Source organism: Roseibium sp. (assembly GCF_051016195.1).
Taxonomy (GTDB): Bacteria; Pseudomonadota; Alphaproteobacteria; order Rhizobiales; family Stappiaceae; genus Roseibium.
Genome location: NZ_CP134616.1, coordinates 2,150,746 through 2,162,807, shown reverse-complemented (window position 1 = coordinate 2,162,807; position 12,062 = coordinate 2,150,746). Strand labels below are relative to the sequence as shown.

Genomic DNA, 12,062 nt, shown 5'->3' with positions numbered 1-12,062 from the left:
ACGACACGGGTGTCAGGCGGCGTCTTTCTGCAGAATGCGCCGCAATCCGTCGATCTTGCGTGACCGGGCGTTCCTCGGCCAGATCAGCAACGTCCGGATCAGGTTCTGTCCGTCCGGCAGCGCGTTGATGCGCAGGCGCTTGCTTTCGGGAAAGGTTGCGATCACGCTCTTGGGCACGAGCGCGGCCCCCATGCCGGTCAGGACGCAGCCGAGCATCGCGTGATACGAGCCGAGCTCGATGGTGCGCTCGGGCATCTCGTCCTGCAGCGCGTACCATTCTTCCAGTCTGCGCCGATGCGGACAGCCGTGTTCGAACACGATCATGGTGCCTGGCACATGTCCGGTCCCGCCGATTGGCGGGTGCTCCATTGATGTGACGATGACAGGCTCCTCCTCGAACGCGACGATCGAGTCGAACCTTGCCTCGGCAATCGGCTCCGCAACAAGCGCAGCATCGATTTCCCCGGCGAGCAGCGCATTCGCCAGCTGTGTCGGGTTTCCCGTCCTGAGCTCAAGAACGACATCGGGAAACGTCTGCGAATAAACGGAAAGAGGACCGGGAAGACGAACGGCAGCGGTGCTTTCCATGGATCCCAACCGGAAGACGCCGCGCGGCTTGCCGCCCTGCACGGCAGCTTCCGCCTCGTTTGCCAGCGACAGCAAGCGGTCGGCATAGTCCAGCAAGGTGCGGCCCGCAGGGGTCAGCACAAGACGCTTTCCCCGCCGATCGAACAGTCTGGTGTTCAGCTTGTCTTCCAGCTGCCGGATCCTGGTGGTGACATTGGATTGCACACGATGAAGTTTTTCGGCAGCCCTGGTGATGCCGCCTTCCCGCACGACCGCAACGAATATCTTCAGATCACTCAGTTCCATACATATCTCTCAAAGAGAACATTTGGTTCATAATTATTCATTTTTTCTCATGAAGAAAAAGCCTTATGTGCACACCCGTTCCCAAGGTGCGCCGCCATTCCGGCGCTGAAAACAGGAGTTACACATGTCAAAAGGATACTGGGTCGTGCGTGTTTCAGTCAAAAACGCGGAGAATTATCCGGCCTACCTCGCCGCGGCCAAACAGGCGTTCGAGAAATATGACGCGCGTTTTCTTGTCAGGGGCGGTCAATTCAGGGACCCGGAAGGCAAGTCACGCGAGCGTAACGTCGTCGTGGAATTCAGAGACTTCCAGACAGCACTCGCGTGCTACGACTCGCCGGAATATCAAGCGGCGCGCGCGATCAGAATGGCGAATGCTGAGGCCGATTTCCTGATCATTGAAGGCACATGATGCCATCGGGCGCACCGTCACCAAGAACCACTGACGAAAAGAAACGGAGCCCGTCACAGACGTTTGACGGGCTCCGTTTTGTCTGACTTTGGAAAACCGGCCACCTTGAGAGCCTCGCCTTTTGAAAGGTTATCCGGGCCGTCACACGAAGATGGACGCAGTTTTTTCCTGTCGCCGGAACAGATTGTCCCGGTGTTCGACGCTTGCCACGGTGCAGGCAAAGCATTGTCGGTTCCGGCCCGCGGACCATTTGCCGGCCGAAGTGCAACGCGACCTGAAATTCCTTTAAACTTCTGATTTCAAGCAGAGACTCCTGCCAACGAAGTCCGTTGTTCGAACCTTGCTTCCCGTCACGGCAGAACCCGTTTCTGCTTGCGTGGTGAGGAGAACACATAATGTGAGATTATATTTCTATCGGTATTATAATAGCTCCGATTATTGAACGTGACGCATTATTTTGCATGCTTAATTTCTGATCGCGCATCCGCTCGACACCGCCGATAGCGCCCTCCCGCGCCGTCATTGTTCTGTTTCCCGCATGCTGCTTTTCACTCCCGATAGCAGCAGCATGGTCGCAAGGAGATTTACATGAATTTCAAAGGCTTTCGAACGGCTCTTGCCATCTCCGCCTGCCTGGCGCTCACGCCTGCCGCTGCCGAGGAGGTCTACAACGTCGCCCTGGACGGCACCTTTGCCCCCCACGCTATGCCGAAGCTCGACGGCGGCGTTGAAGGCTTCAATGTTGATCTTGCCGAAGCGCTCGGCAAGGAACTCGGAGCGACGATGAACGTCACTGCGGCGCAGTGGTCAGGTCTCCTGCCGGGCATGCAGGCCGGCACTTACGATTTCCTCGTTGCCCCGACAACCGTTACCGAAGAACGCACGAAGAGCATTCTGTTCAGCGAAGGCTACCTGAACACCGACTTCCAGTTCGTCGTCAAAGCCGAAGCAGAAGATATCGACAGCCTCGACGGCTTCAAGGGCAAGACGATTGCCGTCAACAAGGGCTCCGCCTACGACAAGTGGGCCCGCGATCTGACTGATGAAGTCGGCTGGGTGGTCGAATCCTATGGCACCAACAGCGATGCCGTGCAGGCCGTGCTTTCGGGCCGCGCGTTCGCGAATGTCGCCGGCAACACGGTCAGCGCCTGGGCGGTGAAGAAAACGCCTGCTCTGAAGCTGTCCTACCTGCATTCCACCGGCAAGGTGTTTGCCATTCCGTTCCCGAAGGACAAGCCTGAACTTCGGGCGAAAATCGAGGGCGCGCTGGAATGTCTCAAGTCCAAGGGCGTGCTCGCGGAATTGTCTGAAAAGTGGTTCGGCGTCACCCCGGCTGAAGGCTCGGCAGCTGCAACGATCTATCCAGGGTATGGTGTGCCTGATCTGGAAGGATATGTTTCCGAACCTCACGAGCTGAGCTGCTCCTGATTTTTTCAAACTCTAAGCCGGGCAGGCCGTCAATGCCTGCCCGGCCCTGTTCTGACTTCAGGAATTTTCCGCGTGTCGCACGGACTGCCCATTCTTACGATTGACGATCTTCACCTTCGCTATGGCGACATCGACGCCCTCAGGGGGATCACCCTGGAGGCAGGAACCGGTGAGATGACGTTCCTGATCGGGCCGTCCGGGTCCGGCAAAAGCAGTCTCTTGAGATGCTGCAATCGCCTTGAAACCCCGACATCTGGCAAGATCTATGTGGACGGTGAAGACATCACCCAGAGATACATCAATCTGAACCGCGTCCGGCGCGGGATCGGGATGGTCTTCCAGTCCTTCAATCTCTACCCGCACATGAGCGCGAAGGGGAATGTCATGCTGGCGCTACGCAAGGTGCTCGGAAAGAGCCGCGCGGAGGCCGAGGCAATTGCCCGGAAACAGCTGGAACGCGTCGGCCTTTCCGACCGGGCTGGGCACTATCCGAACCAGCTCTCGGGCGGTCAGCAGCAAAGGGTAGCCATTGCCCGCTCACTGGCGCTTGAGCCCAAGATCATGCTGTTCGACGAACCGACCAGCGCACTCGACCCCGAACTGGTCGGCGAAGTTCTAAAGGTGATGCGGCAGCTGAAAGACGACGGCATGACCATGCTCGTCGTCAGCCACGAGATGCGCTTCGCGAAAGCGGCATCCGATCACGTGGTCTTCATGGCGGAGGGACAGATCGTCGAAGCCGGCCCTCCCGGCCAGATCTTCGACGAACCGGTTCACGCGCGCACGCGGACGTTCCTGCAAGAAGCCTATCACTAGGGTACGGACTCATAAATGAGACTGAAATGGCATGCGAAATGGCGAAATCCCGTTCGAAAGGGTGTGTGGAGGGTGCTCACGGCCCGGTCAAGCACGCTGACGCCACGGGGTGAAGCCATTTCCATGTCCGTCGGATTTGACCGGCTTGCTCCTCAAACCCTTTCGGCCTCATTTACGAGTCCGTACCCTAGAGCCCTTTGAATGACCCGTTTCGACCGCTTTATTGATACCTTCTTCAAACCGGAGGTGATGCAGCAATACTGGCCCGATATCGTGAGCGGCCTGTTCGTGACCTGCCAGATCGCAATCCTGGTCATTGTCAGCGGCATCTCGCTCGGCCTCGCACTCGCGGTTCTGCGCAGCTACGGCTACAAACTGGTCAATCTGCCGATCGTCATCTTCGTGGATCTGCTAAGAGCGCTGCCGCCCCTCGTTCTGATCCTCATCCTCTATTTCGGCCTGCCCAATCTCGGGATCAACCTTTCCGGGTTCCTTGTCTTGTGGATGGTGCTGACGCTGGTTCTGGCAGCCTTTGCCGAGGAGATCTTCTGGGCGGGCATTCTCTCGGTTCCCGAAGGGCAGTGGCAGGCAGCGCGGTCAACCGGACTGGGGCGCTTTCAGACACTGATCTACGTCGTGATCCCCCAGGCCGTCAGGATGACGGTCGCACCCTTGACCAACCGGACGATCGCGATCACCAAGAACACCGCGCTCGGAATGGTGATCGGTGTTCCCGAACTTCTCAATCAGGCCACCACGGCCCAATCCTTTGCAGCCAACGCAACCCCGTTGATGATGGCAACGATCGCCTATCTCATCCTCTTCATTCCCGTGGTCTACGCGGGACGGCGGCTTGAAAAGGCCTATGCCTGGAGGCGGCACTGATGGAACAGATCCTCTTCCAGTTCTTCAATCTGGACATCATGCTCCAGGCCTGGCCGATCATGCTGCGCGGTTTCGGCATGACCTTGCTGCTTTGCATCGTCGTCATTCCCAGCGGACTTCTGGGCGGGCTTGTCGTCGCCCTGGCAAGCACATCCGAAAAACGCTGGATCAGATGGCCTGTTGCCGTCCTGGTGGACAACTTCAGGGCTATCCCGCCGCTGGCGCTGCTGATCATGATTTCCGCCGGGCTGCCCTTTGCCGGCATTCGCATGAGCCCGTTCGCCGCCGTGTGTCTTTCCTTCCTCTTGAACAACTCCGCCTATTACGGCGAAATCTACCGGGCGGGCATCGAATCGATCGGCGCGGGCCAGGACGAAGCAGCCAGATCGACCGGTCTCACCAGCTTCCAGTCCATGGTCTACGTGATCCTGCCGCAAGCCGTCAGAAACGTCTTGCCCGACCTTGTCAGCAACACGATCGAGGTCGTCAAACTGACGTCGCTGGCCAGTGTCGTCGCCTTTGCCGAACTGCTCTACTCTGCCGACATGGCCCGTTCCGTAACCTACAACGCATCGCCAATCGTCATGGCTGCGTGCTTTTACCTCGTGCTCCTGTGGCCGGCGGTCCGGCTGGCCAGCCGCCTGGAGCGCAAGCTTTCGACATGATCAGGAGATCAAGTGATGCGTGAGATCGTAACCGCAGCTCTACAAATGGGTCCGATCCACAAGGCCGAAACACGCAAGGACGTGGTTGAGCGGATGATTGCCCTTCTGGACAGGGCAAAGGATGCAGGCGCGACCCTGGCGGTTTTTCCGGAACTCGCGCTGACAACCTTCTTTCCGCGCTGGTACATGGAGGACCAGGCAGATATCGACAGCTGGTTCGAAACCGAAATCCCGTCTGCGGAAACCCGGCCGCTCTTTGATCGTGCGAAGGCCTACGGTATCGGCATGTATCTGGGATATGCCGAAAAAACGCCGGATGGACAGCATTTCAATACTTCCATCCTGGTGTCGCCCCAAGGAGACATCATCGGAAAATACCGGAAAGTCCATCTTCCCGGCCATTCGGAATACGACACCGACCGCGCCTTTCAGCATCTGGAAAAACGCTACTTTGAACCCGGAGATCTCGGATTTCCCGTGTGGCGGAGCCAGGGCGGGATCCTTGGAATGTGCATCTGCAATGACCGGCGCTGGCCGGAAACCTATCGGGTCATGGGCCTCCAGGGCGTCGAGATGGTGATGCTCGGCTTCAATACGCCAGCGGTCAATTCCCAGATGTCGGCGGAAGGACCGGAGGACCGCCTGTTCCATCATCGCCTGAGCGTCCAGGCCGGGGCTTACCAGAATGCCACCTGGGTGATCGCGGTTGCCAAGGCCGGCATCGAGGACGGACATCCCCTGATCGGCGGCAGTCTCATTGTGGATCCGAACGGCAAAATCGTCGCCGAGAGCAGCACAGAGACCGACGAGATCCTCGTCCACGCCTGCGATCTCGACCTGTGCACTTTCGGCAAGGAGACGATCTTCGATTTCGCCCGGCACCGGCGGATCGAGCACTACGGACTGATCACCGAACGGACCGGTGCCGAACTGCCGCCGGAATGAGCCGATGTTTCTTGATTTCACAGCCCTATTGCCGCAGCAGCGCTACAAGCTTCTCACCGCCACTGTTGTTCCGCGTCCGATTGCGCTCGTCACCACCGTGTCCCCTGCGGGCATCGTCAACGCCGCGCCTTTCAGTTTCTTCAATGTCTTTTCGGAAGATCCCGCGCTTGCCATCCTCGGACTGGAATCGCGCCGCGATACCGGGACAATCAAGGACACGACCCGGAACATCATCGAGGGTGGCGAATTGGTCATCAATCTTGCCGACCGGCACATGGCGACCGCGATGGCTGCCTGCGCTGCTGACCTTGGGCCGGAGCGGAGCGAGCTCGAGTTTGCGGGGCTGACATCAACGCCATCCCACATGGTCGCGCCGCCCGGAATTGCCGAGGCACCCATCCGGTTCGAGTGCCGCCTGTTCGAAATGCGCCGGATTACGCCGCTCAGGCATCTGTGTATTGCCGAGATACTCGCATTGCATGCCAGGCCGGGTCTGGTCGACGCGGCAACCCTGCGCGTCGACACATCGGCCTACATGCCGGTCGGGCGGTTGCACGGCACCGAGTATTGCGAAACGCAAGACCGTTTCAATCTTACTGTTCCGCAGCCCGGTGCCCAAAAACCCTTTGGAGGAGAACAAACATGAAGCTGACTGTGGACGCCAAGGGCGTTTTCATCATATCGGCCACACCGTTTACGGATGCGGGCGCCATCGACTTTGATAGCGCCGACCGGCTGGTGGAGTTTTACCTCGACAAGGGCGTGACCGGCATGACCATCCTCGGCATGATGGGCGAGGCGCCAAAGCTGTCTGGAGAAGAATCCACCGCATTTCTGTCCCACATGCTTGAACGTGTTGCCGGACGCGTGCCGGTGATTGTCGGGGTCTCCAGCCCCGGCATCGACAACCTGGCGCAACTGTCGCATACGGCCATGGATCACGGTGCGGCCGGCGTGATGGTTGCCCCCATGCGGGGTCTGGCGACCGAAGAAAAGCTTTACGGCTATTTCGCGCAGGTCTTTGAAGCACTCGGGCCCGATGTTCCTGTCTGTTACCAGGATTTTCCCCTCAGCACCGGTGTCTCGATTTCCGCGACCCTGTTCAACCGGCTTGTTCAGGACTTCGAACAGCTCGTCATGCTCAAGCACGAAGACTGGCCCGGCCTGAACAAGCTGACGGCCGTGCGGTCCGCTGCGTCCGACACCGGGGCCCGCCGGGTGTCGATCCTGTGCGGAAACGGCGGACTGTTTCTTCCCGAAGAAATGATCCGTAGCGCGGATGGGGCCATGACAGGCTTTGCGTTTCCTGAAATGCTGGTGGGTGTCGTCGAGCTTTGCAACGCCGGCAAAGTGGATGCGGCGAGCGACCTCTTCAACGCCTACTTGCCGTTGATCCGTCTTGAGCAACAGCCGGGAGCAGGACTGGCAATCCGCAAGGAAATCCTGAAACGCCGCGGCGCGATATCGTCGGCCGCAACACGGCGGCCCGGTCCAGCACTGACGGCGGAAGACAGGCGGGATCTGGACAGACTTCTCGACCGCCTCGACACTCATTTGAAGGACATGGCCCATGGATCTTGAACTCAACGACAAGTGCGCGCTCGTTCTGGCATCCAGCCAGGGTCTGGGTCTCGGCATTGCAACGGCGCTGGCAAGGGAAGGTGCCCGTGTCTGCCTCTCCGGCAGATCGGAAGACAAGCTGGAGCAGGCCGTCAGCCAACTGGTCGGGTCCGGTTTCAAGGCAGACTACGCTGTTTGCGATCTCTCTGCCGAAACGGCGGCTGAAGATCTTTATCAAGCCGCGTGCGCAAAACTCGGACGCGTGGACATTCTGGTGAACAACACCGGCGGACCGCCTCCCGGCCCCACGACCGCACATTCCTCAGGCTTGTGGAGCAAGCAGTTCGACACGATGGTCACGCGGCTGATCGAGGTGACCAACCTGTGCCTGCCGGGCATGGCCGAAAACGGCTGGGGCCGTGTCCTGACAGTCGCTTCGTCCGGAGTTTTGCAGCCGATCCCGAATCTCGCCATGTCGAACACGCTTCGCTCCGCTCTCATCGGCTGGTCAAAGTCGCTCGCCAGCGAGGCCGCCATGGACGGCATCACCTCCAACGTCCTCGTGCCGGGCAGAATTCACACAGCGCGTGTCGACGAACTGGACGGCAAGGCCGCCGAACGGCAGGGCAAAACCCTGGACGAGATCAGAACCGCGTCGAGGGCGACGATTCCGGCCGGCCGGTACGGCGCAGTCGAAGAGTTCGCGGATGTCGCCGCCTTCCTGTGCTCGGCCCGCGCAAGCTATGTAACCGGCAGCGTCGTGCGCTGCGACGGCGGTCTTATCAAATCTGTCTGACGAGGAGCACCGAACCCATGGCTGACTACGACCTCATCATCAAGGGCGGAACCGTGGCCACCGCGACCGACACGTTCAAGGCCGACATCGGCGTCCGGGATGGGCGTATCGCGGCGCTCGGCCATGGGCTGGAAGGTGCGGCGAGGACAATCGACGCAACCGGCAAGCTGGTTCTGCCGGGCGGCATCGAAACCCATTGCCATATCGAACAGGAGTCGGCCACCGGGGCGATGACATCGGACGACTACTATTCCGGCAGCGTGTCGGCGGCTTTCGGCGGCAACTCGACCATCGTTCCCTTCGCCGCCCAGCATCGCGGACAAACGATCACCGATGTCATCAGAACTTATGACGATCGTGCGGCTCCGAAATCCGTTCTCGACTATTCCTACCATCTGATCGTGTCCGATCCGACGGAGACCGTCCTGAGCGAGGAACTGCCGATGGCATTTGAGCGCGGCATCACGTCGTTCAAGGTGTTCATGACCTATGACAAGCTGATCGTTTCCGACGAGGCCATGCTCGACATTCTGGTCACCGCTAGGGAAAACGGTGCCCTGACGATGGTCCATGCAGAAAACAATGCGCTGATCAAGTGGATGGTGAACCGGTTGATTGCGCGCGGGTATGATGAACCGAAGTATCACGCGGTCAGCCATCCAGGTGCATCCGAAGCCGAGGCCATCCAGAGAGGCATCGCCCTGGCCTCCTTCGTCGAAGCCCCGCTTCTGTTCGTGCATGTCTCCACCGACGCAGGCGCGCGGGCCATTGCCGATGCACGCATGAACGGCCACATGATTTTCGGTGAAACCTGCCCGCAATACATGTTTCTGACTGCCGACGATCTCGACCGGCCCGGAGCGGAAGGCGCGAAGTTCTGTTGCTCGCCGCCTCTCAGGGACAAAGCCACGCAGGAGATATTGTGGCGCCACCTGAACGCCGGAACGCTGCAGCTTTATTCGTCGGACCACGCGCCCTACCGCTTTGATGAAACCGGCAAGCTCTCCAGCGGCAGCAACCCGCCGTTCAACAAGATCGCCAACGGACTGCCCGGCATCGAACTCAGGGCGCCGCTCCTTTTTTCGGAAGGCGTCGCAAAGGGCCGTCTGTCCCTGAACGCTTTTGTCGCACTGACATCGACCAACGCCGCGCGGCTATTCGGGATGCAGCACCGCAAGGGGTCGATCGCCATCGGCCTCGATGCCGACATCGCGATCTGGGATCCGGACAAGAAGACACGGGTGACCGCCGCCGGCATGCATGACAACATGGACTACACCCCGTTCGAAGGCATGGAACTCACCGGATGGCCGGTCACGGTTCTCAGCAGGGGCAATGTGATCGTTGACGGCGGAGAGCTGAAAGCCGAGCGCGGCTCCGGCCAGTTCATCAAGCGGCGCCCGTTTGACGGCACAGGCTTCGTTCCCTCACGCGCATCCGAAATGAAGCCGGAAACCAATTTTGGCGCAAACCTGTTTTAGGATACCTCCGTGATGCCGAAAAAGATCCTGGTCATAAATCCGAATTCAAACCCGGCGGTCACGGAAGGATTTTCCGAGGCTGTCGAGCCGTTGCGCGTTGCCGGCGGCCCGCTGATCGAATGCGTGACCCTGGAAAGCGGCCCGTTCGGAGTGGAAACCCAGCAGGACGTCGACAGCGTCATTTTGCCGTTGCGCGATCTCATGCTGGACCACCTGGACGCGGATGCATTTGTCATCGCCTGCTATTCCGATCCGGGCCTGGCGACCTGCCGCGAAGCCGTTTCCCAGCCGGTGTTCGGCATCCAGGAAAGCGGCCTCTTCACGGCGCTCCAGAAAGGAGAACGGGCGGGCGTGATCGCGCTCAGCCCGAGATCGATCGCCCGCCATCTCCCGTATGTGCGCAGGATGGGGGTGGAAAGCCGTCTGGCCGCGGAACGCCCCTTGCATCTGTCTGTTGAAGACGCGGAAAGCGACGACGCGTTCGGCCGCGTTCTTGAAGTTGCCACCGAGCTGAAGGAACTGGATTTTGCGGACACGCTCGTACTTGGTTGCGCCGGGATGGCGCGCCATCGCCAAAAGCTTGAAAAGGCCGTAGGATTGCCGGTAACCGATCCGACGCAGGCAGCTGTCGGGCAAGCCCTGGGTGCCGTGCTGCTGACGCCGTAGACCCATAAGTCCAAGCCCGGAGCACCGCTTGAAAATTACCCGGAAGAATGACCTGAGCCTCCGGCTTCTGGAGATATTCGAAGCCCTGATGCGCTGCCAGACAACAGTCGGTGCCGCGGAAGATCTCGGCATCTCCCAGCCCGCGGTTTCCAACGGCATCAGTGCCCTGGAAAAACAACTCGGGTTTTCCCTGTTCGAGCGGACCGGACGAAAGCTGCAGCCAACGGAAGATGCGCGCCTGTTCCTCGCCGAAGTCGAGCCCCTGTTTTCGATCCTGCGCAACATCGAAACGGAAGCGCGCGAACTGCGCGCCGCCAAATCCGGGCGGCTGCGGCTATCGACAACACCCCCGCTCGGCCATGGAGCACTGCCAAGCATTCTCTCCGATTTCCTGGAGGACCGCCCCAACGCCACCGTCCGCTACTCCGTGCGCAGGCTCGAAACCGTTCTTCAGAACGTCAAGATGGGCATCGTGGACATGGGTTTTGTCCTCGGTTTGAGAACCCATCTGGATCTTGATGTCATTGAACTGGCCGAACAGAACATGGTGTGCGTGCTGCCCAACGGTCATCCGCTGGAATCCCTTTCGGTCGTCAGTCCTCAGGACCTGGCGGGCAGCCGCCTGATCGGCCTTGAGAGTCATATCGGCACCACCATCCGCCATGCATTTGAGGAAACCGGCGCACCCTTCGACGCCAAAGTGGAGGCGCGCTACTGCCACACGGCCTGCATTCTGGCAGCGCAGGGCATCGGCGCGGCGGTTGTCGATCCTTATTCGGCCCTGTTTGCCAGCAACCTGAATATCGTCACGCGTCCCTTTGTGCCGGAGACCAAGATCGTTGCCAGTGTCGCCGTCAGGCGTGGGGCAAACGTGCCGCGAATCGCGATCGATTTCATCGAACAGGTCAAAAAGGAACTTACCCGCAAGGCCCCGTACGACCTGATGTAGCTTGCCTGCCCTTCCCACAAAAAGGCCGCCCAAGAAGGGCGGCTGTTTTGTGGGTTGCGGGAGCGTGATCACGCCGGAACTTGTGCTTTCAGAGCAACCCTGACTGGAAGGCTGGACGTGCGGGTAACCGCACTGTGCCCGCTAGCCTGAGCGTCGGTCAGCCTCCGTCTGCCGTAAATCCGGCGGCCTCAATTGCTGCGATTGCGCAGGTTTCGTCGTTGTCGGACGAGTCACCGGTTATTCCGACTGCCCCGAGGATTTGACCGTCGTCTTTGACCAGGACGCCACCGGGAACCGGCACCAGCGATCCTTCGGCAAGGCTGTTCATTGCCTGGATAAAATATGGTTGTGACTTTGCCCGCTCAAACAGGGCACGCGAGCCGAGCCCCATACCGATCGCCCCCCGCGCCTTGCCCTGCGCAATGTCGGGACGCAGATTGCTGGTGCCATCTTCGCGGGCCAGCGCTATCAGAAATCCTCCGCTGTCAAGAACGGCGATTGTTATGGGCTTCATCCCGTGGACGCGGCGCCATTCCAGAGCCGCCGAGACAATTTTCTGCGCTGTATCTAAAGCAAGTGTCACTCC

The 12,062-nt window shown here is 59.8% G+C and carries 14 protein-coding genes; 12 read left to right on the top strand and 2 right to left on the bottom strand.

From position 1 onward, the window contains the following. Positions 1 to 12: 12 nt before the first annotated feature. A complete protein-coding gene (locus tag RDA78_RS10015; protein ID WP_434055167.1) occupies positions 13 to 873 on the bottom strand; it encodes a LysR substrate-binding domain-containing protein in 861 nt (286 codons plus the stop codon). 124 nt (positions 874 to 997) lie between these two features. Between RDA78_RS10015 and RDA78_RS10010 the strand changes: the two genes are divergently transcribed. From RDA78_RS10010 to RDA78_RS09955, 12 genes are all read left to right on the top strand, one after another. Then, entirely contained in the window at positions 998 to 1,285 is a 288-nt protein-coding gene (locus RDA78_RS10010; protein WP_434055166.1) for a DUF1330 domain-containing protein, read from the top strand. A 588-nt stretch (positions 1,286 to 1,873) separates the two neighbouring features. Beyond that, entirely contained in the window at positions 1,874 to 2,713 is an 840-nt protein-coding gene (locus tag RDA78_RS10005) for a transporter substrate-binding domain-containing protein (protein ID WP_434055165.1), read from the top strand. Positions 2,714 to 2,785: 72 nt separating this feature from the next. Continuing rightward, positions 2,786 to 3,529, top strand: coding sequence for an amino acid ABC transporter ATP-binding protein (locus tag RDA78_RS10000; RefSeq protein ID WP_434055164.1), 744 nt, complete (start codon positions 2,786 to 2,788; stop codon positions 3,527 to 3,529). Between the two features lie 201 nt (positions 3,530 to 3,730). Next, positions 3,731 to 4,414 (top strand): amino acid ABC transporter permease, encoded by a 684-nt coding sequence (locus RDA78_RS09995; protein ID WP_434055163.1) that lies wholly within the window; start codon positions 3,731 to 3,733, stop codon positions 4,412 to 4,414. Then, on the top strand, positions 4,414 to 5,079 hold the full coding sequence (locus RDA78_RS09990; RefSeq protein ID WP_434055162.1) for an amino acid ABC transporter permease: 666 nt from the start codon (positions 4,414 to 4,416) through the stop codon (positions 5,077 to 5,079). The genes RDA78_RS09995 and RDA78_RS09990 overlap by 1 nt, the downstream gene beginning before the upstream one ends. Positions 5,080 to 5,094: 15 nt before the next feature. Then, on the top strand, positions 5,095 to 6,024 hold the full coding sequence (locus RDA78_RS09985) for an N-carbamoyl-D-amino-acid hydrolase (protein ID WP_434055161.1): 930 nt from the start codon (positions 5,095 to 5,097) through the stop codon (positions 6,022 to 6,024). 4 nt (positions 6,025 to 6,028) lie between these two features. After that, entirely contained in the window at positions 6,029 to 6,670 is a 642-nt protein-coding gene (locus tag RDA78_RS09980; RefSeq protein WP_434055160.1) for a flavin reductase family protein, read from the top strand. Continuing rightward, a complete protein-coding gene (locus RDA78_RS09975; RefSeq protein ID WP_434055159.1) occupies positions 6,667 to 7,605 on the top strand; it encodes a dihydrodipicolinate synthase family protein in 939 nt (312 codons plus the stop codon). The genes RDA78_RS09980 and RDA78_RS09975 overlap by 4 nt, the downstream gene beginning before the upstream one ends. Next, a complete protein-coding gene (locus RDA78_RS09970) occupies positions 7,595 to 8,380 on the top strand; it encodes an SDR family oxidoreductase (protein ID WP_434055158.1) in 786 nt (261 codons plus the stop codon). The genes RDA78_RS09975 and RDA78_RS09970 overlap by 11 nt, the downstream gene beginning before the upstream one ends. Positions 8,381 to 8,397: 17 nt before the next feature. Then, on the top strand, positions 8,398 to 9,861 hold the full coding sequence (gene hydA / locus RDA78_RS09965; RefSeq protein ID WP_434055157.1) for a dihydropyrimidinase: 1,464 nt from the start codon (positions 8,398 to 8,400) through the stop codon (positions 9,859 to 9,861). 12 nt (positions 9,862 to 9,873) lie between these two features. Further along, entirely contained in the window at positions 9,874 to 10,527 is a 654-nt protein-coding gene (locus tag RDA78_RS09960) for an aspartate/glutamate racemase family protein (protein ID WP_434055156.1), read from the top strand. Positions 10,528 to 10,555: 28 nt separating this feature from the next. Next, positions 10,556 to 11,476 carry a LysR family transcriptional regulator gene (locus RDA78_RS09955; protein WP_434055155.1) on the top strand — a complete coding sequence of 307 codons (921 nt, stop codon included), beginning with the start codon at positions 10,556 to 10,558 and terminating at the stop codon, positions 11,474 to 11,476. 157 nt (positions 11,477 to 11,633) lie between these two features. On the opposite strand, the gene RDA78_RS09950 is transcribed toward RDA78_RS09955, so the two are convergent. Beyond that, complete coding sequence (locus RDA78_RS09950; protein ID WP_434055154.1) at positions 11,634 to 12,059, bottom strand: GlcG/HbpS family heme-binding protein; 426 nt, start codon at positions 12,057 to 12,059, stop codon at positions 11,634 to 11,636. Between the last annotated feature and the right edge of the window lie 3 nt (positions 12,060 to 12,062).